Annotated in this window: 24 protein-coding genes; 10 read left to right on the top strand and 14 right to left on the bottom strand. The window is 57.1% G+C overall.

Annotation, left to right across the window (positions count from 1 at the left end):
* The first annotated feature begins 36 nt into the window (after positions 1–36).
* The gene (locus tag F3J26_RS09155) at positions 37–1,710 is read left to right on the top strand and encodes a carbohydrate porin (protein ID WP_166993416.1); all 1,674 of its coding nucleotides are present in this window, start codon (positions 37–39) and stop codon (positions 1,708–1,710) included.
* Between the two features lie 57 nt (positions 1,711–1,767).
* Here the strand turns inward: F3J26_RS09155 and F3J26_RS09150 are convergent, their stop codons facing one another.
* Positions 1,768–2,352, bottom strand: coding sequence for a histidine phosphatase family protein (locus F3J26_RS09150; protein ID WP_166993414.1), 585 nt, complete (start codon positions 2,350–2,352; stop codon positions 1,768–1,770).
* 222 nt (positions 2,353–2,574) lie between these two features.
* On the opposite strand from F3J26_RS09150, the gene F3J26_RS09145 reads away from it, so the two are divergent.
* The 5 genes from F3J26_RS09145 to F3J26_RS09125 all read left to right on the top strand — a co-directional run bounded on the left by F3J26_RS09145 (position 2,575) and on the right by F3J26_RS09125 (position 6,256).
* A complete protein-coding gene (locus F3J26_RS09145; protein WP_166877660.1) occupies positions 2,575–3,669 on the top strand; it encodes an adenosylhomocysteinase in 1,095 nt (364 codons plus the stop codon).
* Positions 3,670–3,792: 123 nt separating this feature from the next.
* On the top strand, positions 3,793–4,383 hold the full coding sequence (locus F3J26_RS09140) for a cytochrome b (RefSeq protein WP_166993412.1): 591 nt from the start codon (positions 3,793–3,795) through the stop codon (positions 4,381–4,383).
* Between the two features lie 100 nt (positions 4,384–4,483).
* A complete protein-coding gene (locus F3J26_RS09135) occupies positions 4,484–4,936 on the top strand; it encodes a tetratricopeptide repeat protein (protein ID WP_442892452.1) in 453 nt (150 codons plus the stop codon).
* Positions 4,914–5,462 (top strand): RNA polymerase sigma factor, encoded by a 549-nt coding sequence (locus F3J26_RS09130; protein ID WP_166993410.1) that lies wholly within the window; start codon positions 4,914–4,916, stop codon positions 5,460–5,462. Before F3J26_RS09135 ends, F3J26_RS09130 begins: the two co-directional genes overlap by 23 nt.
* The gene (locus F3J26_RS09125) at positions 5,459–6,256 is read left to right on the top strand and encodes an anti-sigma factor family protein (RefSeq protein ID WP_166993408.1); all 798 of its coding nucleotides are present in this window, start codon (positions 5,459–5,461) and stop codon (positions 6,254–6,256) included. The genes F3J26_RS09130 and F3J26_RS09125 overlap by 4 nt, the downstream gene beginning before the upstream one ends.
* Before the next feature lie 12 nt (positions 6,257–6,268).
* On the opposite strand, the gene uxuR is transcribed toward F3J26_RS09125, so the two are convergent.
* The 12 genes from uxuR to F3J26_RS09065 form a co-directional block, all read right to left on the bottom strand.
* A complete protein-coding gene (uxuR, locus tag F3J26_RS09120; protein WP_166993406.1) occupies positions 6,269–7,051 on the bottom strand; it encodes a Uxu operon transcriptional regulator in 783 nt (260 codons plus the stop codon).
* A 73-nt stretch (positions 7,052–7,124) separates the two neighbouring features.
* On the bottom strand, positions 7,125–8,309 hold the full coding sequence (gene uxuA, locus F3J26_RS09115; protein ID WP_166993404.1) for a mannonate dehydratase: 1,185 nt from the start codon (positions 8,307–8,309) through the stop codon (positions 7,125–7,127).
* A 257-nt stretch (positions 8,310–8,566) separates the two neighbouring features.
* Complete coding sequence (cspE, locus tag F3J26_RS09110) at positions 8,567–8,779, bottom strand: transcription antiterminator/RNA stability regulator CspE (protein WP_008459989.1); 213 nt, start codon at positions 8,777–8,779, stop codon at positions 8,567–8,569.
* A gap of 362 nt (positions 8,780–9,141) precedes the next feature.
* On the bottom strand, positions 9,142–10,173 hold the full coding sequence (gene curA, locus F3J26_RS09105) for an NADPH-dependent curcumin/dihydrocurcumin reductase (RefSeq protein WP_008460530.1): 1,032 nt from the start codon (positions 10,171–10,173) through the stop codon (positions 9,142–9,144).
* An 86-nt stretch (positions 10,174–10,259) separates the two neighbouring features.
* Positions 10,260–11,105, bottom strand: coding sequence for a triphosphoribosyl-dephospho-CoA synthase CitG (gene citG, locus F3J26_RS09100; protein ID WP_166993402.1), 846 nt, complete (start codon positions 11,103–11,105; stop codon positions 10,260–10,262).
* The gene (gene citX, locus F3J26_RS09095; protein ID WP_166993400.1) at positions 11,083–11,622 is read right to left on the bottom strand and encodes a citrate lyase holo-[acyl-carrier protein] synthase; all 540 of its coding nucleotides are present in this window, start codon (positions 11,620–11,622) and stop codon (positions 11,083–11,085) included. The genes citG and citX overlap by 23 nt, the downstream gene beginning before the upstream one ends.
* Positions 11,619–13,151 carry a citrate lyase subunit alpha gene (gene citF / locus F3J26_RS09090; RefSeq protein ID WP_166993398.1) on the bottom strand — a complete coding sequence of 511 codons (1,533 nt, stop codon included), beginning with the start codon at positions 13,149–13,151 and terminating at the stop codon, positions 11,619–11,621. Before citF ends, citX begins: the two co-directional genes overlap by 4 nt.
* Positions 13,152–13,161: 10 nt before the next feature.
* The gene (gene citE, locus F3J26_RS09085; protein WP_008460523.1) at positions 13,162–14,037 is read right to left on the bottom strand and encodes a citrate (pro-3S)-lyase subunit beta; all 876 of its coding nucleotides are present in this window, start codon (positions 14,035–14,037) and stop codon (positions 13,162–13,164) included.
* The gene (gene citD / locus F3J26_RS09080; RefSeq protein WP_008460521.1) at positions 14,034–14,327 is read right to left on the bottom strand and encodes a citrate lyase acyl carrier protein; all 294 of its coding nucleotides are present in this window, start codon (positions 14,325–14,327) and stop codon (positions 14,034–14,036) included. Before citD ends, citE begins: the two co-directional genes overlap by 4 nt.
* 24 nt (positions 14,328–14,351) lie before the next feature.
* Positions 14,352–15,395, bottom strand: coding sequence for a [citrate (pro-3S)-lyase] ligase (citC, locus tag F3J26_RS09075; protein WP_166993396.1), 1,044 nt, complete (start codon positions 15,393–15,395; stop codon positions 14,352–14,354).
* A gap of 4 nt (positions 15,396–15,399) precedes the next feature.
* Positions 15,400–16,269: a fumarylacetoacetate hydrolase family protein gene (locus tag F3J26_RS09070; protein WP_008460517.1), complete on the bottom strand. Its 870-nt coding sequence runs from the start codon at positions 16,267–16,269 to the stop codon at positions 15,400–15,402.
* 23 nt (positions 16,270–16,292) lie between these two features.
* Positions 16,293–17,657, bottom strand: a complete 1,365-nt coding sequence (locus F3J26_RS09065; protein ID WP_008460515.1) for a 2-hydroxycarboxylate transporter family protein — start codon at positions 17,655–17,657, stop codon at positions 16,293–16,295.
* A gap of 305 nt (positions 17,658–17,962) precedes the next feature.
* Here F3J26_RS09065 and F3J26_RS09060 point away from each other — a divergent pair, with 305 nt between their 5' ends.
* Together F3J26_RS09060 and F3J26_RS09055 are read left to right on the top strand one after the other, a co-directional pair.
* Positions 17,963–19,579, top strand: coding sequence for an ATP-binding protein (locus F3J26_RS09060; protein WP_166993394.1), 1,617 nt, complete (start codon positions 17,963–17,965; stop codon positions 19,577–19,579).
* Between the two features lie 11 nt (positions 19,580–19,590).
* Positions 19,591–20,298, top strand: coding sequence for a response regulator (locus F3J26_RS09055; RefSeq protein WP_008460511.1), 708 nt, complete (start codon positions 19,591–19,593; stop codon positions 20,296–20,298).
* Between the two features lie 14 nt (positions 20,299–20,312).
* Here F3J26_RS09055 and F3J26_RS09050 read toward each other — a convergent pair whose 3' ends face one another.
* Positions 20,313–21,833 (bottom strand): methyl-accepting chemotaxis protein, encoded by a 1,521-nt coding sequence (locus F3J26_RS09050; protein ID WP_166993392.1) that lies wholly within the window; start codon positions 21,831–21,833, stop codon positions 20,313–20,315.
* A gap of 304 nt (positions 21,834–22,137) precedes the next feature.
* On the opposite strand from F3J26_RS09050, the gene proP reads away from it, so the two are divergent.
* Both proP and F3J26_RS09040 read left to right on the top strand, forming a co-directional pair.
* Positions 22,138–23,643, top strand: coding sequence for a glycine betaine/L-proline transporter ProP (gene proP, locus F3J26_RS09045; protein ID WP_008460508.1), 1,506 nt, complete (start codon positions 22,138–22,140; stop codon positions 23,641–23,643).
* 465 nt (positions 23,644–24,108) lie between these two features.
* On the top strand, positions 24,109–25,677 hold the full coding sequence (locus F3J26_RS09040) for an ABC transporter substrate-binding protein (protein ID WP_039299945.1): 1,569 nt from the start codon (positions 24,109–24,111) through the stop codon (positions 25,675–25,677).
* Positions 25,678–25,727: the final 50 nt, after the last annotated feature.

The raw sequence follows: 25,727 nt of genomic DNA, 5'->3' as shown, positions 1-25,727 counted from the left end.
TGGAGGCAAATAATAATTATACTTCTGGGACATTCTATGAATTCAAATTTATTGAAGGTTAGCTTATTGTCTTCATCCATCCTTCTGGCGTTATCCTCAACCCACGTAATGGCAGCAAAATTAACGGTAGAGCAGCGTCTGGAATTACTTGAAAGACAATTATCAGAAAACAAATCAGAATTAAATAAAACGCAGAAAGAATTGGCTATATATAAAGATAAGGTCGCCCAACTGCAGCCAGCCGGTAACAACGTGCAGTCTGGCCCGGCCCCGGTCAATCAGACGGTTTATTCTCCGGTAGCCGACAACATCGAGAATGAAAATAATCATCTCGATACTAAGCCGGCACCAACGCCGGTGAAAGGCACGCAAAAAGTGGCCGTGGTCAATAACGAAGGTGGCAAGACTACCGTAGAAAACGTTACCCTGAAAGACATCAGTAAATACATTAAAGATGATATTGGCTTTAGCTACGAAGGTTATTTCCGTTCCGGCTGGGCAGCGGCCAATCGCGGGTCGGCTCAAACCTACGCCGCCGGGTCGCTGGGTCGTTTCGGCAACGAAATGAGCGGCTGGTTCGACTTAACGCTGAACCAGCGCGTCTACAACCAGGACGGCAAAACCGCCAACGCCATCGTGACCTACGACGGTAACGTCGGGGAGCAGTATAACGACGCCTGGTTTGGCGACAACAATGGCAACGAAAACATCATGCAGTTCAGCGATATTTTCCTGACCACCAGAGGCTTCCTGCCGTTTGCGCCGGAAGCAGACTTCTGGGTCGGGAAGCACAAGCTGCCTGAGTACGAAATCCAGATGCTCGACTGGAAATCCTTAACCACCCAGGTGGCGGCGGCCGTCGGGATCCAAAACTGGAACCTGGGCGTCGGCCAGCTTGACGCCTCCCTCAGCCGCAACGACGTCGACGTTTATTCCCGCGACTTCAGCCACACCACGCAGATGAACACCAACTCGGTTGACCTGCGCTACCGCAACATTCCGCTGTGGGAAAAAGGTTCGCTGTCGCTGATGGGCAAATACGCCTTTGCCAATAAAACTGACGACCAGAAGGACAACGAAAATAACGGCTCCTTCTTTAAACTGAAGGACACCTGGATGGCGACGGCCATTGTGCGCCAGGATCTGCCGCGCGACACCTTCAACGAGTTTACCCTGCAGGTGGCCAATAACTCTTATGCCAGCAGCTTCGCGAACTTTTCGGGAGCCAGCAACTCCATGGCACCGGGCCGATATTACTACGGCGACCAGACGGACGGCGTGGCCTGGCGTCTGATTTCGCAGGGGGAAATGTACCTCGCGGACAGGATCATCATGGCTAACGCGCTGGTTTACTCCCAGGGTAGCGATGTTTATAGCTATGAGAGCGGCGCCCACAGCGACTTCAGCAGCATTCGGGCCGTGATTCGCCCGGCGTGGATTTGGGATACCTGGAACCAGACCGGCCTGGAGCTGAGCTGGTTTACCCAGAAAAACAAAACCGAGCAAGGGGTTAACCTGAAAGAGTCGGGCTACAAAACCACGCTCTATCACGCTCTGAAGGTTGGCCCAAGCCTGCTCGGCTCGCGTCCTGAAATTCGTTTCTACGGCACATACCTGAATATTCTGGACAACGAGCTGTCAAACTTCCGCTTTAACGAAAACAGCAAGAACGAGTTTATGGCTGGCGTTCAGGCTGAAGTGTGGTGGTAATCCTCTTTGGCTAAGTGCATAAAAAAACCCGTCTTCCAGACGGGTTTTTCTTTTCTGTCAGCTCGCGCCTGCGCAGCTGTCCGGCACGTTATTCAGCCCTTCAGCCCCGTGGGTGAAAGATTTAAATCGCTTTTGATCGTCCAGTTTGATGATGTACAGCGAATCAAAATCGCTGCCCGGCCATTTTGGCACCACGGTTGGGTCGCCGCCGGTTGCCTTCACCAGCTTTTGCGCCGCGATCACCAGGTTTTTGTGCTCCCACGAGACAAAAGTCAGGCGGCCGCTGCTCTGAGTTTTCAGTAAATCATCCGCCAGCTCATCCGTCTGCTCCGCGTGGTAATGCAGGTCGATGGCCTGAGAAAGGCGGATCGCGGTCGGCGTGATGGTGGTTAACGGGCGCAGCGAGCTGCCGGTTTTGTTCTCTTTCGGCGCGGCGGCGTAGATGGCATCCGGTTTGCCGTACTGGCTCAGCAGAACCGACGGCAATTGCAGCGCGCGATTCAGCCCTTTGCAGGTGAGCTGCCCGCTATTGTTAGCCGGTTTCTCACCGTGGCGCAGGAAGACTATGGTGCTGTCGGCATTCGCTATCATCGGGGTCAAGAAGGCACTGCTCAGCAACACAACAAGCGCTTTTTTGATCATGTTTTTCTCGTTTTTATCAGGGATATGAAACTTTTACTATAGAGAAGAAACCGAGGAAAAAAACAAAACATTGGTAAGCAGACGTCACGCCTGCCGCGCCGGGTTCAGCGATTAACAACCGGCCATCGTTTTGCTATTCTGACGTCCGTTAACGTGATGATATATTCTATAAAAACCAGTAAAAACAATTAATAAGGAAAAGACGTGAGCACCCAGAACGAGATGTTTAACAAAGAGATTGCGTGGTCTACTCGCCACATGGTTCGCACCCTCAAACAGGTTCAGGCGCTGCCCGACTTAAGCCACGTTCGCATCGCCTGCAATATGCATCTCGACCTGAAAATGATCCCGCTGGTTGAAGGCCTGCTGAAGAAAAATGCCAAAGTCTTCCTCACCACCTGCAACCCAACCACCGTACAGGATGACGTTGTCGCTTACCTGGTCGCCGCCGGGGCGGAAGCCAGCGCATGGCGCAATATGAACGACGCCGACTGGCGCGACTCGTGGGAAAAAGCCATCGCCTGGCGCCCAACGCATCTGTGCGAAATGGGCGCGGACATCACCACGCTGCTGCATCAGCGTGGCGAGTTTGGCGACGTGGTTGCCTGCCTGGAAGCAACCGGCTCCGGGGTCAACCGCCTCGCGGATCTCCGCCCTGGCTACCCGATCTTTAACTGGGACGATCTGCCGGTAAAAGAAGGCCTGCATAACCGCCACATGGTTGGCCTCACCGCCTGGCAGACCTTCTTCCAGACCACTCACCTCACCCTGCACGAAAAGAAAGTGCTGGTGATTGGCTATGGCCTGGTGGGCCAGGGCGTTGCTGCCGCCGCCAAAGCCTACGGTGGCCAGGTGATGGTTGCCGAGTTAGATCCGGCCCGCCGCTTGCAGGCCGCCTATGACGGCTGGCACGTGGTTGATATTCATGACGTGATTGCTACCACTGACGTTGTCGCCACCGCCACCGGGGCGAAAAAAGTCGTCAGCGCAGCGGTACTGGATAAAGCCAAAGACGGCGTGTTTGTGCTGAACGTGGGCCACGTTGCGGAAGAGATCGACTGCGGCTACCTGCAGCAATATCCGACCGAAGAAGTGATGCCGTTTATCAACGCGTACCAGCTCAACGGCAAAACGCTTTACCTGATGGCGAACGGCTCAATGCTGAACCTGACCGCCGGCTTCGGCGACAGCCTGAACGCCTTCGACGTGACGCTGGCCGTGATGGCAAGCGGCATCAAACACATCGTGACCGACGGCCAGCACGCTGAAAAAGCGGTTTATTTACTGCCGCAGTCCGTGTGGGAAAAAGCCCTTTAAGCTGCCCTCCAGCCCCGATCAAGTCAGGCCTCTGCGGAGCGCCTGACTTTTTTTTCGTTTTCGCCGAATAATTTCCCCACCCCGATTGTTTACTCCTTACAAGAACCTGAGGAAGAGACAATCATGAGTTACCTGCCCCCCGAAGCTACGCCACCTCACAAGCGCTACGACGCCTTTAGCATGGCCCTCCACTGGCTAACCGCCTTCTGCGTGATATTTCTGTTTGCCAGCGCGCACGTCTGGGAAGTGCTTGAGCGCGGCACTCCGCTTCGCAAAGGCCTGCAATCGCTACACATTTCGTTCGGCATTTTGCTTGGGGCGGTGATGGTCGTCCGGCTAATCTGGCGCATCAGCGCCGCTTTTTCGCCGTCGCGAAAGCTGGAGAAAGTGCCGATGCCGGGCGCATTCCGCCTTGCCGCCCATGCCACGCACGGCGTGCTTTACATCCTGTTGCTGACTCAGGTCACGCTTGGCTTCCTGTTCCGCTGGGCGCAGGGCGAACCCTTCTGGTTCTTCAACCTGTTTGAAGTTCCGGACGTGTTTAACATCGATCCGACGCTGCGCCATACCCTGGCGATGCTGCACAACAACGTGGCCTGGGCGCTGATCCTGCTGGCGGGCGCGCATGCTGTCGCCGCCCTGATCCACCACTATGTTCTGCGTGACGGCACGCTGCGCCGCATGCTCCCCGCCTGCAAAGGCCACTCTCGTTAACCTACAGGACGACACCATGAACATGCCTTCAACTCGTAAACTGCTGCCTTTGCTGTGCCTCGTGACCAGCGGACTTTTCTACTCCGCCACCGCCAGCGCCATGGGCGACGATGATGCCAAAACGCCGGACTGCCCGAAAGGCCAGGTGTACGACAGCAAAACCAAAACCTGTACCGTGGAAAAGAGCAGCATGTTAAGCGACAGCGACAAGACGCAATATGCTTACCATCTGGCAAAATCAGGCCGGTATCAGGAGGCGTTAAACCTGCTGGATACCCTGCAGCAGCCCAACACGCGTGAAGCCTGGAACTACCGGGGCTACGCCACAAGAAAATTGGGGCGCACCGACGAAGGAATCGGCTATTATCAGCGCTCCATCGCCCTGGATCCGCACTATGCCAAAGTGCGCGAATATCTTGGCGAAGCGTGGATGATTAAGGGCCGCCCTGACCTGGCGAAAGCCCAGTTAGCGACCATTAAAACGCTCTGCGGAACCGGCTGCGAGGAGTATCGCGATTTAAAAGCCGCCATTGACGGGCACCCGGAGTCCTAAGGCTGAGGGCATAAAAATCACCGTCAACGAAGTTCGTTTACAGCTGGCCCAGCACCTTGCCCGCCTCTGGCGTTACGGCATGGTGCTGTCCCGCAATCGTGATGTGGCTGAAGATTTGGTTCAGTCCACCTGCGTGCGCGCTTTAGAGCGCTGCAGTCAGTTTCAGTCCGGGACGCGGATAGACCGCTGGCTGTTTGCGATTTTGTACTCTATCTGGATCAACGAAATTCGCGCCCTGCGCGTTCGCCAGGGCCAGGGCTTTGTCGACATCGACGAACTGAGCCAGCTGGCAGACAGCGAAAATACCGAAGACAAGCACCAGTATCACGCGCTGCTGCAGCAGGTTAGCGAGCTGCCTGAAGCCCAGCGCAATACCGTGTTTTTAGTGTATGTCGAGGGCTTTACCTATCAGGAAGCAGCCGACACGCTGGCCATTCCCATTGGCACCGTGATGAGCCGCCTGGCCGCCGCGCGTCTGACGCTGGCCAGGCACCTGATGCCGACGATGAAGAAGGAGCTCCAATGACGCGTCAATCCTTCTCCGCTCCGTGGAGCGATGAGGCTATCGTGGCCTGGCTGGACGGCGAAATGCGCGAGGATGAACGCCACGTCTTTGAGCAGCAGTTGAATAACGACGCCGATCTGGCCGCGCGCGTTGAGCCGCTCATGCAAAGCCATCTGCCGCTGGAACAGGCTTTTGCCCCACTTTTGGAAGAAGCGCCAGTCGATAGAATGCAGGCCAAACTCAACGTGCTGCTGCATCAGCCGATGAACATGAAGCCGCAAACACAAGGCGTTAGCCGCCGCAGCCTGATCGCCGCCTCCCTCAGCTTCCTCGCCGTCGGCGTGCTGGCCGGGCGCTTTATTCGCCCCGACGAGCAAAAACTTAGCGGCGAGCCAGAAATTCGCGACCTGATTGCGCAGTACATGTCGCTTTACAGCGCCGAAACGCTGGCGGACATCAACGTCACGCCTCAGGCGCTGCAAAACGGCCTGAACCGTATGCAGCAGGATATCGGCCTCAGGCTGCAGCAAGGTGAAGTTGAGCTGCCGGAAGCCGAGCTAAAAAGCGTGAGGATGCTGCGCTACGACAGCACCTCCATCGCGCAGATGGCCTACCTGCACGCCAGCTACGGGCCGATGGCGCTGTGTATTTCCCGCAGCAAGGCAGCCGACAGCCCTACGCTGAAGCACGAAGTCCGCCGCGGCCTTAACCTGGTCTGGTGGCGCAGTAAGGGGTATGAATATGTGCTGATAGGCCGCAACCCGCAGCAGGATTTACAGCAAAGCGGCGAGCTGCTGCAGCGGCAGTTCGCGTGAAATAAGCCCGGGTTAACGCCCAGGCTCGTTCAGCGGCCAGGACTCGAACAAATATCCGTCGAAGTTAATATCATCGACGTCGGACAGTTCCAGCAGCCGGTTTTTGACGTTTTCCAGGTGCTGCCACATCGCGTGTTTGGCCGCTTTGGCGTCTTTCTTGATCAGCGCCGCAAGGATTTGTTTATGGTCGGCGAGCCACTCTTGCCGATAGTGGTTGTTCTCCAGATGGCTGTGCAGCTGGATCCACATCGGGTTGTTTTCACGCCACTGCCAGGACTGCTTAAACAACTCCACCAGCATGCTGTTGTGGGTGGCCTCGGCCACGGCAAGATGGAACTGCCTGTCGCCGCTTTCGTTATCCCCGGCAGCCAGTTCCTGCTCTTCTACCTGCAAGGCCTGACGCATTTTGAGAATATCTTCCCGTGTGGCCTGCTGGGCGGCAAACTCCGCGATATTGCTTTCCAGCAGCTGGCGCGCCTGCAATAGCTCAAACGGCCCGGCATCGTTGCACTGGCTCGTGCTAACGGGAGGGTTAACAAGTTTATCCGGCATGGCAACCACAAAAATACCCGCCCCACGGCGGACTTCCACCAGCCCTTCAATCTCCAGCATGATCAGCGCTTCACGCACCACGGTCCGGCTCACCGACAGCAGCGCCGCGATTTCACGCTCGGGCGGAAGACGATCCCCCAGGGCATATTGCTGCCGCGCAATCATGTCGCGCAGCATCACACCCACTTCCTGATAAGGCCGCTGCGGCTGCGCGGCAGGTTTGTCCTGGATTTGCGGTTTCATCTTTACTCACGGCAGGTAGGGAATGAGCCGGACTATAGCATAACTGGTTGACCCATTCCCTGGCCCGACGAGGCTATTTACCAAAGAACGCGCGCTGGATAGCCATCTCAACGCCACGCACTTCGGCCAACCCTTTCAGGCGGCCAATCGCCGAATAGCCTGGATTCACCTTTTTATTCAGGTCATCCAGCATTTGATGGCCGTGATCCGGGCGCATCGGAATCAGTTCACTTTGCCCTGCTTCTTTCCGGCGCTGCTCCTCTTCCACAATGGCTTTCACCACTTCATACATATCCACGTCACCATAAAGGTGTGCGGCCTCGTGGAAGGTTTTAGGGTTTTCTTCCCGCAGCGTTGAGCGCAGGTGCGTGAAGTAGATACGAGGCCCAAAGCGTTTAATCATGCCGACCAGGTCGTTATCGGCCCGCACGCCGTAAGAGCCGGTACACATCGTGAAGCCATTCGCCGGACTGTTCACCGCCTCCACCATCCACTGCATATCCTCCACAGTTGAAACAATGCGCGGCAGGCCAAGGATGGGACGCGGAGGATCGTCCGGGTGAACCGCCATTTTGATGCCAACCTGCTCCGCAACCGGGATAATTGCCTCAAGGAAGTAGGCAAAGTTTTCGCGCAGCTTCGCTTTGTCGATATCTTTGTAAGTATCCAACTGGGCGCGGAACCGATCGAGCGTGTAGCCCTCTTCCGCGCCGGGCAGGCCAGCGATGATGTTGCGGGTCAGCCGCGCTTTTTCATCCTCTCGCATTTCCGCGAAGCGTCGGTTTGCCTGTTCAATTTCTTCCGCGCTGTAGTCAGCTTCAGCCCCTTTGCGCTTCAGAATATGCAGCTCAAACGCAGCGAATTCGATTTGGTCAAAGCGCAGCGCCCTGGAGCCGTCCGGCAGCAGGTATTCGAGATCGGTGCGCGTCCAGTCCAGTACCGGCATAAAGTTGTAGCACACGGTGTAGATGCCGCATTCCGCCAGGTTACGCAGACTTTGGCAGTAATTGTCGATCCACAAATCGTACTGCCCGCGATGGGTTTTGATCTCTTCGTGGATAGGCACGCTTTCCACCACCGACCAGACCAGCCCGGCGGCCTCCACCACGGCTTTGCGTTTCAGTATCTCTTCGACCGGCCACACTTCACCGTTCGGAATATGGTGCAGCGCGGTGACGATCCCTGTCGCCCCCGCCTGCCGGGCGTCGGCCAGACTAACCGGATCGTTTGGACCATACCAGCGCCAGGTTTGCTTCATAATATCCACCCCACAACTCAAATTGGTTGACCAGTAAACACTGATGATTAAGCACCTCTTTAGGTGCGTGATATAGCGTCTAAGTTCGGCCAATTCGGCAAGCGTGTCAATCATGAAGGGATAATTGGTTAACCAAAATCACAATTTAACACACAACATTAGGCAGGAGAGAGCAAAAGATATCAGACATCTACAAACTGCGGGCACAAAAAAACCCGCCGTAGCGGGTTTCTTCACTTCTGAAACGTCAGGCTGGATTACAGCGCAACAACGTTAGCAGCAGCTGGGCCTTTAGCGCCGTTCTCGATAGAGAACTCAACTTTCTGGCCTTCGTCGAGGGTTTTGAAGCTGTCGCTCTGGATTGCAGAGAAGTGTACGAATACATCTTTGCTGCCATCGGTAGGAGAGATGAAGCCGAAACCTTTCTCAGCGTTGAACCATTTTACTAAACCAGTCATTTTGTTAGACATAGATATTACCTTTTCAGTTTCTTGAGCCACTAAACGCGGCGAACATGGTCTGTTCAGCAGAGTTGGACTTATTCGGGCACTTAGGAGGAGACTCGAGAAGAAGGGATATCTAAGATAGCGCTTGAACTGAGGACTGCTTTACTAAAACTGCTTTCATAAGGTCTGTGTTCCAAACCGGGTGCTAATCTCTCACGTCCGCCGCCATTTAGCAAGTACAGCAGGGAAATAAAAAAAATTCTCATTTAAGGGAGCGTGGCTTCCCCACACCCTAACCCTCTCCCACGGGGGAGAGGGAATTCATACAAAAAACGTTTGATCCCCCTCTCTCCCTTCCAGGGAGAGAGCCGGGGTGAGGGTCAATCTTATTCCGCCACCTTCACAATCAGCTTGCCGAAGTTCTTCCCGGCCAGCAGCCCCTGGAACGCCTCCACGGTGTTTTCCAGCCCGTCCACGATATCCTCGCGGAACTCAATCTCTCCGGCGGCGATCCACTCGCTCATCTGCTTGTAGAATTCCGGGTAACGATGGCCGTAATCCTGGCTGATGATAAACCCTTCCACGCGCATACGTTTTTTCAGGATAGTAGCCATTAGCTCCGGCAGACGATCGTGCTCAAAGGCGCTGTTGTTGCCGTTGTACTGGCTGATCATGCCACAAACCGGGATACGCGCTTTGGTATTCAGCAGCGGGAAGACGGCGTCAAACACCGCCCCGCCGACGTTTTCAAAGTAGACGTCGATGCCGTTCGGGCAGGCTTTGGCGAGCTGTTCAGCGAAATCACTGGCACGGTGATCGAGGCACTCATCAAACTTCAGCGTGTCTTTCACATAGCGGCACTTATCTTCCCCGCCGGCAATGCCGATAACTCTCGCCCCGCGAAGGCGAGCCGTTTGCCCTACAACCGAACCCACCGCGCCGCTGGCTGCCGCAACCACCACGGTTTCACCCGGCTGCGGGTTACCGATGTCCGTCAGCCCCATATAGCCGGTAAAGCCCGGCATGCCAAGCAGTCCCAGCGCCCAGGAAGGATGAGACATGTTTTTCTCCAGCTTCTGCAGGCCTTCCCCGTTGGAAAGTGAATAATCCTGCCAGCCAGAGTCGGCCAGAACCAGATCGCCCGGCTGGTAATCAGGATGCTGAGAGCTTTCCACGCGGCTGACGGTTCCCCCCACAATAACTTCACCGATGGCAATCGGCGCCGAGTAGGATTTGGCGTCGCTCATGCGCCCGCGCATATACGGGTCGAGGGAGAGGAAAAGCGTGCGTAGCAGCACTTCACCTTTTCCCGGCGTCGGAACAGCCACTTCTTCCAGATGGATATCTTCGCGGGTCGGCATCCCCTGCGGGCGCTTCGCCAGCACAAAGCGACGGTTTTTCTCTGCGGTCTGAGCCATGAGTTACTCCTTTTATTATCAAGAGTGAAAACCTCAGACTAGACAAAAACGGGTCTCATTAGCATGAAATTCGTGCTGCGTTGCCTTCACACCGCAATTTCCGCTAAAACAGCGCTGACGGCCAGCAGATCCGCGCTCCCGCCGGGACTGAGGTTGCGGGCAATAAGATCGGCATCCATTTGCCGAAGATCGTCCTCGTGCCAGCCTTGCTGAATCAGGCGCGCAGCGTAACGCTGCACATAGCGCAGTCCGTTTAGCCCGCCGCGCGACACAAGATTGGTGTCTGGGTTAGCAGCCATCAGACGCAACATCGCCGCAAGCAGACGGCGCTTCGGGCAGCTTTCCGCCTGCCAGTAAGGCAGCACGTGCTGGCGCACAGTAAGGAATCCGCTTTCCGCCTCGCCGCGTGCGCCGGTCAGGCCAAACTGCTGATAAAGCCTTTCGCCAACGGAAGAAGCCTTCCGGGCCGCGACCAGTTCTCTTTCCACAATCCCGCTGCAGATCTCGCTCACGGTGGAACACACCGCCGATGCAGTTAGCGCTTTGTCCTGCCCCTGCAGACGGCCAGCGGCGGTAGAAAGCAGCCCCAGCGAAAACACGCCACCTTTGTGCGTATTCACGCCCTGAGTGGCCTTATACATCGCCTGTTCGCAGGCGATGCCCGCCGGACGGATGAGCCGCAGCATCTCACTGGCACCTCGCCCGGCATGTTCACGTCCTAAAGCGTGGAACGTGCTGAACCAGGGGCCAATGGCCGCAATGCTGCCGAGAAACATCGGCAGATCCATGTCCCGGTGCGAGCCGTTGTTGGCGGCATCCACCAGCCCCGGCTTTGGCGTTAGCCACACCTCGTCCAGCAGCGCCTGCCGCGCCAGGGCTGGCACATCCGGGGCGGCGGCAGTATTTGATTTAATCCCTGGCAAACCAGCCATCTATCAGCCTCTCGACGCGCGCGGTCACTTCATCCATGGGGTGGCGGCGGGAGCGTGCACAGGCATGCGCGGGCTCGTTGCACACCAGGCAGAGCCGGCCCGCCAAATCCAGCGAAGTCCGCCCGACCGGGCCATTGTCGGGGCAAATCACATCCGCATCCCACAGCCTGCCGAGCGGATGGGTTTGCTCCAGCCCGACAGTTGCCGCCTTAAGTTCGCTGGCCGAATGCGCCACGCTCCACATCGCTTCGGCCCCGGTCGGCAGCCACAGTACCTGCCGCTCGAGCACCGGCCAGCGGTTGCCCCACAGCAGCTGGTCGCAGGCCTGCAGCGCTACCGCCATGCAGTTGCGGTAGCGAATGCTGTCCTTTACCTGGCCGGGCGTCACCAGCGTCAGGGAAAGCACCGGCTGCCGGTACTTAACCAGCCACTCTTGCTGCCGGTGCGCCCGCCGCTCTTTCGCCTCAAGCAGGGCTGTAAGGGTAACGCCTTCCGCTTCCACAAGCGTTTCACTCATTGGGCTGACTCCTCTTTGACCTGACGCACCACGTCGATCACGCTGCCGTCGCGGTAGCGGATCACGCCGACGATGTGCGGCGTAAATTCGATCGGCTTCGGCTCGCCGGTCAGGGAAATAGCGCGCTGGTAAAGATCTTCTATGCTCACGATCTTCATCCCCGCACCCTCAAGCCGTTCACGGATCTCCGGCCGGGTCGGATTAACCGCCACGCCGTGATCCGTCACCAGCACATCAATGCTTTCACCTGGCGTAACGCGCGTGGTCACCCGTTTAACAACGCTAGGAATGCGCGTGCGCAGCAGCGGAGCAACCACGATAGTCAGGTTTGCCGCGCTCGCCACGTCGCAGTGTCCGCCGGATGCGCCGCGCATAACGCCGTCAGATCCGGTGATCACATTGACGTTAAAGTCGATATCGATCTCCAGCGCGCTGAGGATCACCACATCAAGCTGATCGCAGCTCGTGGCCTTCGCTCCGGGGTTGGCATAAACGTTGGTGGAGATCTCAATGTGGTTAGGGTTACGCGCCAGAGAGGCGGCGGCCTGGCCGTCAAAACACTGGGTATCGAGCAGTTTTTCGATCAGCCCTTTCTCATGGAGATCCACCAGGCTGCCGGTGATCCCCCCGAGGGCAAAGCGAGCGACGACGCCATTACGCTCCATTTTTTCTTCCATAAAACGCGTGCAGGCAATGGCCGCCGCGCCGGAGCCGGTCTGCATGGAGAAGCCGGGGCGGAAGTAGCCCGAATGTTCAATTACTTCCGCTGCGGTGCGGGCAATCATCAGCTCGCGGGGGTTGCTGGTGACACGTGCTGCCCCGACGCTGATTTTGGCCGGATCGCCCACGGTGTCGACCTGAACGATGTAGTCCACCTCATCCTGCATCAGGCTCGCGGGCATATTGGGGAACGGCACCAGCTCTTCGGTTAACAGCACGACTTTGCGGGCAAAATGGGCGTCTACTTTGGCGTAGCCCAGCGAGCCGCAGCAGGATTTACCGTGGGTGCCGTTGGCATTGCCGTATTCGTCGCTGCACGGCACGCCGAGAAACGCCACGTCGATTTTTAGCTCGCCGTCCTGCAGCAGCTTCACGCGCCCGCCGTGGGAGTGGATTTGTACCGGCTCGGCCATCAGGCCATGAGAGATCGCTTCCGCCAGCTTGCCGCGCATCCCGGAGGTGTAAATGCGGGTGATCACACCGTTACGAATGGGCTCAATCAGCGCTTCGTTGCAGGTCATCAGCGAACTTGAGGCCAGCGTCAGATCTTTAAATCCAAGGCGAGCCAGCGTGGCAACCACGTGATTAATCACCCGATCGCCTTCCCGGAAAGCATGGTGGAAGGAGATGGTCATGCCGTCCTTCAGCCCGCTTTGGGCAATCGCCTGCTCCAGCGTGTCGCAAAGCTTACGGGTTTTCTTCGCTTCGGCATCCGCCAGCCACGGCGTGGTTTGATGCGCCCCGTCGAAGCTTCGCAGATGGGCCAGATGCGGATACTCAAGGTGTAAAAGTTCGGTCATATTGCTCATTGTTTTGTCCTTAACGGCGCACGCCGGAAGCCGCGGCGCGCTCAAGCACCACCTGCGCATGGTTAATGATTGGCGCGTCGATCATCTTGCCGTTGAGCGACACTACGCCCAGGCCGTTGCGCTCCCCTTCGTCGGCGGCGGCAATCACCCGGCGGGCATAATCGACTTCGTCCTGAGTTGGCGCGTAGGCGTTATGCAGCAGCTCAATCTGCCGGGGGTTGATCAGCGATTTACCGTTGAAGCCCATTTTGCGGATTAGCTCGACTTCCCGCAGGAACCCGGCCTCGTTATTCACGTCAGACCAAACCACGTCGAACGCGTCAATCCCGGCGGCGCGCGCGGCATGCAGCACCGCGCAGCGGGCATAGAACAGCTCCGTGCCGTCGCCACGCTCGGTTTGCATATCCATCACGTAATCAAACGCCGCCAGCGCAATACCAATCAGACGAGGGGAAGAACGTGCGATGGCGACGGCGTTGATCACGCCGACGGCGGATTCAATCGCCGCCATCAGTTTGGTGGAGCCTGGCTCTCGGCCACACTCACGCTCAATGCGCTCGAGGTGAGATTCCAGCAGGAAGATATCTTCCGGCGTGTCGGTTTTTGGCAGGCGCACCACGTCCACTCCGGCGCGCACGACGGCCTCGAGATCGGCCAGGCCAAACGGAGTGTTAAGCGGGTTAATACGAACCACGGTTTCGATGTCGCGGTACATCGGGTGCTGCAGCGCGTGAAACACCAGCACGCGGGCGGTGTCTTTCTCACGCAGCGCCACGGCGTCTTCCAGGTCGAACATGATCGAATCCGGGCGGTAAATAAAAGCGGTGGAGAGCATGGCGGCGTTAGCGCCGGGGAGGAACAACATGCTGCGACGGAGTTTTTTCATTGTAGTTTTCCCCAGTCAATCTGTTCGGCATCGGCGGCACGGAGCACCGCGCTTTGCAAACGGGCGCGGATCACGCAGTCCAGTGCCCCCTTGTCTTCCAGAATAAAAATCCCCTCTTTCACGCCGAGCTGAGCGAGCGTCTGCTCCGCCACACGACGAATTTGCTCCCCGAACTGCTTTTGTACTTCGCTGTGTATCATCAGGCTGAACTCACCTTCGGCGGGGGCGACTCTCACCAGCAGATCGCTGGACTCCAGCGTCCCGGCTAAGGCTTGCTTTACGATTCTCATAAGGCTTTGTCCTGGTTAAAAAATTCAGGCCACATCCCGCGCGTAGTGCCGCTGGAGATGGCTAAAGGTACTGTCCGGGACAATGTCCCGGATGCGGGCCATTTGCTTGCTCTTGAGTAAGGCTCGCACTTCAGAGGCGGAAATCTCTCGTCCGGCGGCATGGCATTTTCGCGGCAGCTCGATCACCTGAATCGACGCCGCGCTGTGGTGGCGGTGCACTTCCAGCCAGTAGCGCATGGCCTGGTTGTATTCCCGGGTCACCGCGCAGAACGGTTCGTTGCCGACAAAGCGGTGCGTCACGCCCAGCGCCGGGGCAACGTAGTCACGGAAAATCATCAGGTCCATTGCGCTCCAGGTTTTGTCGATAAGCCCGCTCTCTTTCAGGAAATAGCCCGGAAAGGTGGCGCGGGAGATCAGGTAGTCGGACCCCGGATGCACAATCACGTTAGGCAAGTGGGCCACTCCCTGGCGAACCATCTCCCACCGCTCCTCGAACGGAAAAAACGAAGCGTCCTCGCGTACCACAAACAGATGCAGCCAGTCGCAGCGCTGCGCCGCCTGCTCGGCCAGATAGCGGTGGCCGAGAGTGAACGGGTTAGCGTTCATCACAATGGCGCCGATCCGGTTGCCCGGTTGCCGCAGTTTCTCCAGCCCGGCGCAGTAGCGGCTGATGCCGACGGGCGTGTTTTCCATCAGCACCGCCGCCTCATCCACCTGCACCAGCGGCCAGAAGCCGCTCTGGCGAAACCGGTCGAGGTTGTAGGGGCGGGTGAACAGGAACAAATGCGCCTGCCCGCGCTCCATCGCGATATGCTGGATTTCCCCCAGTAAACGCACGCTAAGGTTATCCCCACGCCAGGCTTCATCCACCGCCACACATTTGATGGTGCGCCACGCCAGCCCGGCACAACCGACGATTTTTGCCCCTGAAAGGGCGACGACGAACAGCTGAATGTCGCCGTCCAGCCCGAGCTGGTTCCGCCCCAGCAGATCCCGAATGGCGGCCAGCGCCTGCGGCTGCCGCAGCGGATCGACGGTACTGAACTCGATGGAGTTGGGCTGGAACATAGCGTTAGTGCGCCACCGCCCCGGAAGCCAGAGGCTCGCGGGCCGCAACGATCACGTTGCTGAGATGGCCAATGCGCTCAATTTCAACTTCAATGCGGTCGCCCGGCTGCATGAACAGCGGCGGCGTGCGCTTTTTGCCGACGCCACCGGGAGAACCGGTGATGATCACGTCCCCCGCGCTGAGCGAGGTAAAAGTCGAGATGTATTCGATAAGCTCGGCAACCTTGTGGATCATGCTGCTGGTGTTGTCTTCCTGCACCATGCGCCCGTTCAGCCAGGTGCGGATCGCCAGATCGTGCGGATCGCGAATTTCATCCGACGTGGTCATCCACGGGCCAAAAGCCCCGGTCTGCGGCCAGTTTTTCCCGGCGGTAAACCAGGTGTGCTGCCAGTCGCGCGCCGACCCGTCCATATAGCAGCTGTAGCCCGCGACGTGGTTCAGGGCATCCGCCGCAGAAATATTCACCCCACCTTTGCCGATGATCACCGCCAGCTCGCCTTCATAGTCGAACTCGCTGGAGTGATGCGGTTTTACCACCGGGGAGTCATGCCCGGTCTGGGAGTCTGCAAAGCGCACAAACAGGGTTGGAGCCGGATTGTGCTGGTCGAACTCTTTGCGCTTGTCAGCGTAGTTCATGCCGACGCAGAGAATTTTCTCCGGGCGTTCGATGACCGGCAGCCAGCGAACGTCTGACGCCGCCACATCGGCCTTCAGCCCGGCAAACGCCAGCGCTTCATGCACCGCGTCTGCCGCCAGCAAAGCCTTTAAATCCGCAAAACGCGAGCCTAAACGGCGGCCCAGGTCAACGATGCCTTCCGGCGTTACCACGCCGTAGCTCCGCTGGCCCTGAAGTACATAACTTGCGAGTTTCATAACAGTTCCTGGTTAATCAAAAGTCAGACAAGAAAGTTGCCAAGCACCAGCAGCGCCACCGAGACGTTGATCGCCCCGCCAATGCGGGTTGCAATCTGGGCGAACGGCATCAGCGACATGCGGTTACCGGCGGTCAGAATGGCGACGTCGCCGGTCCCGCCCTGCCCGCTCTGGCAACAGGACACAATGGCCACGTCGATAGGATGCATACCGATTTTTTTACCGACGAAGAAACCGGTCGCCACCAGCGCGCTGACGGTACTGACGATGACCAGCAGGTTGGTAATAGTGAAAGCGTCAACCAGCTCATTCCACGGCGTAATGGCGACGCCCACGGCAAACAGAATTGGATAGGTCACGGCGGTCTGGAAGAATTTATAAACCACCTGCGAGCCCGCCAGCATGCGTGGGGAAACGCCGTGGCAAAGCTTGATCAGCACCGCGACAAACAGCATCCCGACCGGAGCCGGCAGGCCAATCAGTTTGTGCAGCAGCATACCCACCATGTAGAGCAGCACCGCCAGCAGAGCGCCGGAAGCGATAGTGGTCACGTCTGCTTTGCCGTTGAACAAGGCGGCGGTTTGCTCTTTTTCACCGCCGTTGGTTTTACCCGGCATCAGTTCGCCTTCGCCGGTCAGGTGCGGGAAGCGTTTTCCCAGCTGATTCAGGCAGCCGGAGATAACGATCGCCGTCAGGCTGCCCAGCATCACGATAGGCAGAATGCGGCCCAGCGCCACGCCCTGATCCATATGCAGCAGCGTGGCGTAGCCGATGGAAAGCGGGATCGCCCCTTCCCCAACGCCCCCGGCCATGATCGGCAGGATCAGGAAGAAGAAGATCTGGAACGGCTCAAGGCCCAGCGCCAGACCAACGCCCATGCCAACAATCATGCCCACGACTTCGCCACACAGCATCGGGAAGAAAATACGCAGGAAGCCCTGAATTAACGTGGTGCGGTTCATGCTCATGATGCTGCCGACGATGATGCAGCAGATGTAGAGGTAAAGGATGTTGGTGGATTTATAGAATTTGGTGGTGGACTCCACCACCACGTCCGGCAGCAGGCCGTAGTACACCAGCGCGGAAGGGATGAAGGTGGCGCAGATGGCGGCGGCACCCATTTTGCCGATCACCGGCAGGCGTTTACCAAATTCGCCGCAGGCAAAGCCGAAGAAGGCCAGCGTCGCCACCATCACCACGATATCGCTCGGCAGTTTACCGCCGAGGCAGTCGATGGCGATCAGCGCCCCTGCCAGCACAAACAGCGGCAGCGGGATAATCCCCACTTTCCAGCTGTCGAGAATATGCCACCAGCGCTCTTTGAGCGTCGGCTTATTAATATCAATGGATTCAGGAATGATGTTGTAGGAATCATCGGTCGTGCTCATATCAAGCCCCTTTTTTTAATTTGTCGGGGCAGACTAAAAGATTAAATACCCCTGTAATGTGAGGGGTAGCAGATTAAAACCGTTAATTTAAAGGCATCTATGGCGTTAATGGTTTTTATTTCTTCGTGGTTTTTATGGTTTTTATTCCCGGCTTAGACAAACCTTAAGAGAGTGCAAAAAAATTGGCTGAAATTAACGAAAAGTGCCGTTGCGTGAGGTTGTTCAAACTTTCGTTCAAAGCCGCGCAGCCAGCGGGGCATCGGTGTTAAGCTGCCATTTTGCCTCACTGAATACACGCCTGGCCTATGAAAGTTTCCTTTCAGATACGCTTGTTTATCTACCTGGTTGCCTTTTTTTCCGTGCTCTTTGCCATGCTCGGAACCTATTACTATTTCGACGTTGGCCGGCAGCTTTATCAGGAAATGAGCACCCGGGCGAGAATTCAGGCGGAAGAGATTGCCTTAATTCCTACCCTGCAGGAGTCGGTGGAAAAAAAAGATATTCCGGCAATACACAACTTTATGCAAAAGCTGGTCGTGCATAGCGATGCCAGCTTTATCGTCATCGGCGACGAGCACGGCATTCATCTCTATCATTCCGTGCATGCCGACCGCGTGGGCAAAACGCTGGTCGGCGGCGATAACGAGGAAGTGCTGCAGGGCAAAAGCATCACCACGCTGCGCAAAGGCGGCCTCGGCCTGTCGCTGCGCAGCAAAGCCCCAATCTTCGACCAGCACGGCAAGGTGATTGGCATTGTGTCGGTGGGCTACCTGAAGAGCTACCTCGATGACGTCACGTCCGGCAAGGTGATCAACATCCTGCTGGCGGCGATCATTTTGCTGCTGGCGCTGTTTATCTTTTCCTGGTACTTCACCCGCAGTATCAAAAGGCAGATGTTCTCGCTGGAGCCGCGGCAGATCAGCCTGCTGGTGCGCCAGCAAAAAGCGATGATGGAGTCGATCTACGAAGGCGTGATCGCCATCGACAGCCGCTCGCAGATCGAGGTGATCAACAAGGCGGCGAAGAAACTGCTGGGCCTGGAACAGCCTTCACGCGAGATCCGCGGCAAGCAGATTGCCGAGGTGATCCAGCCGGTGACGTTCTTCGCTCCTGAAGTCATGCTGGCGCGAGATACCCACGATGAAATCTGCGCCTTTAACGATCTCAGCGTGCTTGCCAGCCGGGTTCGTATCGAGCTTGAGGGCGTGCTGCAGGGCTGGGTGATCACCTTCCGCGACCGCAAAGATATTGATAGCCTGAGCTTCCAGCTCAGCCAGGTGAAACGCTACGTGGACAACCTACGCATCATGCGGCACGAGCAGCTTAACCGCATGGCAACGCTCGCCGGGCTGCTGCACATGGCCCGCTACGATGACGCCAAACGCTATATCAAAGCGCAGTCCGAGCACGCCCAGGAAGTGCTGGATTTTGTCTCCGCACGCTTCTGTTCCGCCACGCTGTGCGGCCTGCTGTTGGGCAAATACGCCAGAGCGCGTGAGAAAGGCGTGTCGCTGGCGTTCGATCCGGCCTGCAGCATGACGAGAATGCCGAGCAACGTGCCGGAATCCGAGCTGATTTCGATTATTGGTAACCTGCTGGATAACGCCATCGAGGCCACCCAGCGCGCCGAAGGCGAGCACCAGCCGGTGGAAGTCTATATCGTGATAAACGACCGGGAGCTGGTCATCGAGGTGGCCGACCACGGCGTCGGCATTGCGCCTGAACTGCGTGACCATATTTTCACGCCGGGCGTCACCACCAAAACCCACGGCGACCACGGGCTCGGCCTGCACCTGATCGCCAGCTACGTCGCGCTGGCGAAGGGCACGGTGGAGGTTTCCGATAACCTGCCGAGCGGCACCGTGTTCTCAGTATTTATTCCAGATGTTGTCGTTCCGGGGAGCGACCTCAGCCCAACGTAAGGCTTTTGAGTATGCAAAATGAAATGATTAACGTGCTTATCGTGGAGGATGAGAGCGAACTGGCCGAACTTCACGCGGAGCTGATTGATAAGCATCCCCACCTGCACCTGGTGGGAATAGCCAACAGCCTGGCGGCCGCCCAGCGCCTGATGCTGGAAAAGCAGCCGCAGCTTATCCTGCTGGATAACTATCTGCCGGACGGGAAAGGCATCACGCTGTTTGGCAGCGACCTTTTAAAACAGCACGCCTGCTCGGTGATCTTCATTACCGCCGCCAGCGATATGGACACCTGCAGCCAGGCGATTCGCAGCGGCGCGTTTGACTACATCCTCAAGCCGGTCTCGTGGAAACGCCTGAGCCACTCACTGGAGCGCTTCGTGCAGTTCAGCCAGCAGCAGCGCGAATGGAAAGTGGTGGATCAGCAGAACGTCGATAAGCTTTATGAGCTGCAGGCGCGCAACGCCCCGCTGGATGCGGGCAGCAAAGGTATCGAGGAGAACACGCTGGAGCTGGTCCAGCGCCTGTTTCGCGAAGCCGAAGCTCAGCGCTGTTTCTCGGTAGACGACGTGGTCAGCGAAACCAAACTCAGCAAAACCACCGCCCGCCGCTACCTGGAACACTGCGTGGAAAAAGGCTTTCTCAGCGTCGAAATGCTGTACGGCAAGATTGGTCACCCTCGCCGCCTGTATAAGCGGAGCCAGCCGGATAGCGCTGGCTAACCGCCGGAAACACCTTAACCCAGAACCGTGACCGCATCCTGGAGGCGAGTAGCGCGGTGCTTCACCATCGCCGAGACCTGCGCGCTCTCTTCCACCAGCGCAGCGTTTTTCTGCGTTATCGCGTTCAGCTCTGCCACCGCGCGGGTAATGTCCGCCAGGCCATCCGCCTGCTCTGACGTGGCGTGGCTTATCTGCCCGAGAAGCTGAGTGACGTTCTGCACCTGAGCTACAATATCCTGCATGGTGCGCCCCGCCTCATGCACCTGCACCGTGCCGGACTGCACCTTGCTGGCGCTGGCGTCAATCAGCTTGCGGATATCGTTGGCCGCACTGGCGCTACGCTGCGCCAGGTTACGCACTTCCCCGGCCACCACGGCAAACCCTTTGCCCTGCTCACCGGCTCGAGCCGCCTCTACCGCCGCGTTAAGCGCCAGGATATTGGTCTGGAAGGCGATGTCGTTAATCAGGCTGGTGATGGAGCCGATGCGCTGGGTGCTGTCGGCAATGTCGTCCATGGTGGTGACCACGGTTTCCATCGCCTGCCCGCCCTGCGCCGCCGCGTCGCTGGCGGAGCTGGAAAGTTTGTCTGCCGCCGAGGCGGTTTCCGAGTTGGTCTGCACCGACGCCGCCATCTGGTTCATGGTCGCCACCGTTTGCTGCACGTTAACCACCGTCTGGCGGGTACGTTCATTCAGATCGTCATTCCCTTTAGCCATCGCCTCGCTGCCGCTGCGCACGTTCGCGACCTGGCTGCTGACGTCGTTGATAAGCCAGCGGCACATCAGCCCAAGCTGGCCGATGGAGCGCAGGATCACCCCGATTTCATCGCTGCGCTGGAGGTGCTTCACGCGGTGGCTGTTGCCGGTAGCCACTTCCAGCGCCTGGCGAGCCACGTTTTCCAGCGGACGGGCAATTTGCCATTCCAGTAATACACAAGCTAAGGCGGTAAATGCCGCAATAGCTAACATCTGCAGCGGGCTTTGCCCGAGGGCAAACGCCGAGGCCATGAGCAGAACAAACAAACCGCTCATTAACCCGCGAATACGCCAGCGCAGTGACATGGTTGGTAGCTTGCCGAACAGCCCTTTACGCAGCACCAGGCCTTTATAGACGGTCTTGTTGCTGCGGCCTTCGTTCAGCGCCTTGTAGAGCGGCTCCGCAGCGGCAATCTCTTCCGGCGAGGCTTTGGTGCGAATAGACATATAGCCGGTGGTTTTGCCGTGGCGCACCACCGGCACCGCATTGGCACGTACCCAGTAATGGTCACCGTTTTTACGGCGGTTTTTCACGATGCCCGTCCACGGCTCGCCCTGCTGCAGGGTGAACCACATATCGGCAAAGGCCGCTTTGGGCATATCGGGATGTCGCACGAGGTTGTGCGCGGCGCCGCTTAGCTCATGTAGCGAGTAGCCACTGACCTGCACGAAGGTATCGTTCGCGTGCGTAATGTAACTTTTCAGATCGGTGGTGGACATCAGGGTCGTATCGTCATCAAGCGTGTATTCACGCTGGGTGACCGGCACATGGGCGGACATAGCAACTCCCTTTGAGAGGTTATCCAGATGTTAATTCTTTGGTGGTATGCATGTTATTTCGGCGTAGCGAAATTTTACTTTAGTTAAAAAATTTGATATTGATCACAGTTCTAAGTATTAGCCACATAATTTATGAGACTAGTTTAAGCATTGCATTTCACATAGTTCCAATGGGTTATTACTTTTCACTTCGCTTTATTGCCGCCTCATCTGAGTGCTGCAGTTTTCGCCAGCGCTTATTGCGCGGCGCACTACACTTACAGAGGGAATTTTTACCCCCGCAAGGAAAACACGAGGATAAAGAATGTTAAAAAGGAAAAAGAAAGTCAGACCGATCAAGGTCAGTGACGTCACTATTATTGACGATGCGCGTCTGAAAAAAGCCATCACTGCCGCTTCACTGGGCAACGCGATGGAATGGTTTGATTTCGGTGTTTACGGTTTTGTTGCTTACGCTCTGGGTAAAGTCTTCTTCCCGGACGCCAGCCCTAGCGTGCAGATGATTGCCGCCCTGGGGACCTTCTCTGTTCCTTTCCTGATTCGCCCGCTAGGTGGACTGTTCTTCGGGATGCTAGGGGATAAATACGGTCGTCAGAAAATCCTGGCTATCACCATTGTCATCATGTCGCTCAGTACGTTTGCCATCGGGCTTATCCCGTCTTACGCCACTATCGGCATCTGGGCACCTATCCTGCTGCTGTTGGCAAAAATGGCCCAGGGCTTCTCGGTCGGCGGGGAATATACCGGCGCGTCTATTTTTGTAGCCGAATACTCTCCCGACCGTAAACGCGGCTTTATGGGCAGCTGGCTGGACTTCGGTTCGATAGCCGGGTTCGTCTGCGGCGCGGGCGTGGTTGTGCTGATTACCGCTATCGTTGGCGAAGAAAACTTCCTCGACTGGGGCTGGCGTATTCCGTTCTTCCTCGCGTTGCCGTTAGGTATTATCGGGCTTTATCTGCGCCATGCGCTGGAAGAGACCCCGGCATTCCAGCAGCACGTTGAGAAAATGGAGCAAGGCGATCGTGAAGGCCTGGCCGAAGGGCCAAAAGTCTCGTTCAAAGAGATTGCTACTAAGCACTGGCGCAGTCTGCTGGTCTGTATTGGTCTGGTGATTTCAACCAACGTGACCTATTACATGCTGCTGACCTACATGCCGAGCTACCTGTCCCATAACCTGCATTACTCGGAAGAGCACGGGGTGCTGATCATCATCGCCATTATGGTGGGGATGCTGTTCGTTCAGCCGATGATCGGCCTGCTGAGCGACCGTTTTGGTCGTCGCCCGTTTGTCTTCCTCGGCAGTATTGGCCTGTTCGCGTTCGCTATCCCGGCCTTTATGCTGATTAACAGCGGCGCCATTGGGCTGATTTTTGCCGGATTGCTGGTGCTGGCGGTGGTGCTGAACTTCTTTATTGGGGTGATGGCCTCGACCTTACCGGCGATGTTCCCGACCCACATCCGCTATAGCGCCCTGGCGAGCGCCTTTAACATTTCGGTGCTGATTGCCGGCCTGACACCTACGCTTGCCGCATGGCTGGTCGAAAGTACGCAAAATCTGATGATGCCGGCTTACTACCTGATGGTGGTGGCGATTATCGGCTTGATTACCGCGATCACCATGAAAGAGACCGCCAATAAGCCGCTGAAAGGCGCGACGCCTGCGGCGTCTGATATTGCCGAAGCGCGTGAAATCGTGCAGGAGCATCACGACAATATCGAGCAGAAAATTGAGGACCTGGATAAGGAAATCGAAACGCTGCAGGCGAAGCGTGCTCTGCTGGTGGATCAGCATCCGAGGATTAACGAGTAGTTTTTCCCCTCACCCTGCCCCTCTCCCCTTGCGGGATAGGGGATGAATAGAGAAGCCCTCACCAGCGCGTGGGGGCTTTTTTTGGCCTTTTTTCTGTTTCGCCTCTTCGTCACAAACACAAGCGATTGTGCTGGGGCGGATCGGGGTCCGTTCAGTTTTATCTTCCGCTACCGGACATGTGAATGTCTCAGGTGGCATTACTCCACGCCCCTCACCCCGGCCCTCTCCCCAAAGGGGCGAGGGAGAAAACAGGTACGGTGAACGGAAGCTTAACCGAACCTTCATCATCGTCGATATTGACGCTCCCTTACAGCAAGTGGCCGTCAGGTTCTCAGCACTTTATCGCATTTGATATATCGTATATTTATATGCAAAGCGCAATTTTGACTTTGTGAATTGAGATAACTCACCTAACGTAAATACACAGAGAAAAGTCGATAAAAAACACAATTACAGGGTACACACATGCAAAAAAAAGTTCTGCCATTACTGCTGCTGGCTGCGCTGTCTGCGGCTTCCCACGCTGCCACGCCGCCGGATACCCTGGTGGTAGCTCAAGGGCTGGACGACATCGTCAGCCTTGATCCGGCTGAGGCCAACGAACTCTCAAGTATTCAGACCGTGCCGAGCCTTTATCAGCGCCTGGTGCAGGCAGACCGCACGGACCCGGCCAAAGTCGTGCCGATTCTGGCGGCCAGCTGGCAAGGCGATGCGGCCAATAAGAAACTGACCATCAAGCTGCGCCCGGACGCTAAATTTGCCTCCGGCAACCCGCTGCGCCCGGAAGACGTGATCTTCTCCTACACCCGCGCGGTCACGCTGAACAAATCCCCGGCCTTTATCCTGAACGTACTGGGCTGGCAGCCTGACAACATTGCCAGCCAGTTGAAGAAAGTGGATGACCACACGCTGGAAGTGCACTGGACCGCGGACGTCAGCCCGGCGGTTGCGCTGAATATTCTTTCCACGCCTATCGCCTCTATCGTGGATGAAAAAGCGGTTGAGCCAAACGTGAAAGCCGGTGACTTCGGCAACGAATGGCTGAAAATGCACTCTGCCGGCAGCGGCCCGTTCAAAATGCGCGTTTATCAGCCACATCAGGCTATCGTGCTGGATGCCAACCCGACTTCTCCGGGCGATGCGCCAAAAGTGAAGAACATTATTATTAAAAACGTGCCCGATCCGGCCGCTCGCCGCCTGCTGATTCAGCAGGGTGACGCCGATATCGCCCGTGATTTGGGGTCTGACCAGACCAGCGCGCTGGAAGGCAAGCCGGGCGTGAAGGTGCTGAGCATTCCTTCAGCCGAGCAGAACTATTTAGTGTTTAACGTCGGCAACAACGCCAACCCGCTGCTGAAAAACCCGGCGCTGTGGGAAGCGGCTCGCTACCTGGTGGATTACCAGGGCATTACTAAAGATCTGCTGAAAGGCCAGTACTTCGTTCACCAAAGCTTCCTGCCGGTCGGCTTCGCGGGCGCGCTGGAAAATACCCCGTTCAAATTTGACCCGGCGAAAGCGAAAGAAATTCTGGCAAAAGCGGGCATCAAAGACGCACATTTCTCGCTGGATGTGGAAAACAAACCGCCGTTTATCACCATCGCTCAGTCCATGCAGGCAAGCTTTGCCCAGGGCGGCGTGAAGGTTGATCTGCTGCCAGCCGCCGGTAGCCAGGTGTATGCCCGCGTACGCGCGAAACAGCACCAGGCCGCCATTCGCCTGTGGATCCCGGATTACTTCGACGCCCACTCCAACGCCAGCGCCTTCGCCTATAACGACGGCAAAGCCAGCACCGTGGCCGGGCTGAACGGTTGGCAGATCCCGGAGCTGAATAAACAAACGCTGGCTGCCGTAGCAGAGGCCGATCCGGCCAAGCGCAAAGATCTCTATACCAAACTGCAGGAAGAGCTGCAGCGTAGCTCCCCGTACGTGTTTATTGACCAGGGTAAAACTCAGGTTGTGGTGCGAGATAACATCAAAGGCTACCAGCAGGGCCTGAATGCGGATATGGTGTATTACGATAACGTCACGAAATAACTGAACGGCCCCTCGCCCCGCCCTTTCCATCGTGAAAGAGGCCGGTCGGG

Source organism: Enterobacter sp. Ap-867 (assembly GCF_011752855.1).
Classification (GTDB): domain Bacteria; phylum Pseudomonadota; class Gammaproteobacteria; order Enterobacterales; family Enterobacteriaceae; genus Cedecea.
This window is presented reverse-complemented; position numbering and strand designations above follow the sequence as displayed.

Excerpts from the sequence above, each read along its gene's own strand:
- uxuA (WP_166993404.1), bottom strand. The coding sequence starts at position 8,309 with ATGAAGCAAACCTGGCGCTGGTATGGTCCAAACGATCCGGTTAGTCTG.
- F3J26_RS09140 (WP_166993412.1), top strand. The coding sequence starts at position 3,793 with ATGAGTTACCTGCCCCCCGAAGCTACGCCACCTCACAAGCGCTACGAC.
- F3J26_RS09065 (WP_008460515.1), bottom strand. The coding sequence starts at position 17,657 with ATGAGCACGACCGATGATTCCTACAACATCATTCCTGAATCCATTGAT.
- F3J26_RS09125 (WP_166993408.1), top strand. The coding sequence starts at position 5,459 with ATGACGCGTCAATCCTTCTCCGCTCCGTGGAGCGATGAGGCTATCGTG.
- F3J26_RS09040 (WP_039299945.1), top strand. The coding sequence starts at position 24,109 with ATGCAAAAAAAAGTTCTGCCATTACTGCTGCTGGCTGCGCTGTCTGCG.
- citX (WP_166993400.1), bottom strand. The coding sequence starts at position 11,622 with ATGAGTGAAACGCTTGTGGAAGCGGAAGGCGTTACCCTTACAGCCCTG.
- citE (WP_008460523.1), bottom strand. The coding sequence starts at position 14,037 with ATGAAAAAACTCCGTCGCAGCATGTTGTTCCTCCCCGGCGCTAACGCC.
- citC (WP_166993396.1), bottom strand. The coding sequence starts at position 15,395 with ATGTTCCAGCCCAACTCCATCGAGTTCAGTACCGTCGATCCGCTGCGG.
- F3J26_RS09060 (WP_166993394.1), top strand. The coding sequence starts at position 17,963 with ATGAAAGTTTCCTTTCAGATACGCTTGTTTATCTACCTGGTTGCCTTT.
- cspE (WP_008459989.1), bottom strand. The coding sequence starts at position 8,779 with ATGTCTAACAAAATGACTGGTTTAGTAAAATGGTTCAACGCTGAGAAA.
- F3J26_RS09050 (WP_166993392.1), bottom strand. The coding sequence starts at position 21,833 with ATGTCCGCCCATGTGCCGGTCACCCAGCGTGAATACACGCTTGATGAC.
- citD (WP_008460521.1), bottom strand. The coding sequence starts at position 14,327 with ATGAGAATCGTAAAGCAAGCCTTAGCCGGGACGCTGGAGTCCAGCGAT.
- citG (WP_166993402.1), bottom strand. The coding sequence starts at position 11,105 with ATGGCTGGTTTGCCAGGGATTAAATCAAATACTGCCGCCGCCCCGGAT.
- curA (WP_008460530.1), bottom strand. The coding sequence starts at position 10,173 with ATGGCTCAGACCGCAGAGAAAAACCGTCGCTTTGTGCTGGCGAAGCGC.
- F3J26_RS09070 (WP_008460517.1), bottom strand. The coding sequence starts at position 16,269 with ATGAAACTCGCAAGTTATGTACTTCAGGGCCAGCGGAGCTACGGCGTG.
- F3J26_RS09135 (WP_442892452.1), top strand. The coding sequence starts at position 4,484 with ATGGGCGACGATGATGCCAAAACGCCGGACTGCCCGAAAGGCCAGGTG.
- F3J26_RS09155 (WP_166993416.1), top strand. The coding sequence starts at position 37 with ATGAATTCAAATTTATTGAAGGTTAGCTTATTGTCTTCATCCATCCTT.
- uxuR (WP_166993406.1), bottom strand. The coding sequence starts at position 7,051 with ATGAAACCGCAAATCCAGGACAAACCTGCCGCGCAGCCGCAGCGGCCT.
- citF (WP_166993398.1), bottom strand. The coding sequence starts at position 13,151 with ATGAGCAATATGACCGAACTTTTACACCTTGAGTATCCGCATCTGGCC.
- proP (WP_008460508.1), top strand. The coding sequence starts at position 22,138 with ATGTTAAAAAGGAAAAAGAAAGTCAGACCGATCAAGGTCAGTGACGTC.
- F3J26_RS09150 (WP_166993414.1), bottom strand. The coding sequence starts at position 2,352 with ATGATCAAAAAAGCGCTTGTTGTGTTGCTGAGCAGTGCCTTCTTGACC.
- F3J26_RS09055 (WP_008460511.1), top strand. The coding sequence starts at position 19,591 with ATGCAAAATGAAATGATTAACGTGCTTATCGTGGAGGATGAGAGCGAA.
- F3J26_RS09145 (WP_166877660.1), top strand. The coding sequence starts at position 2,575 with ATGTTTAACAAAGAGATTGCGTGGTCTACTCGCCACATGGTTCGCACC.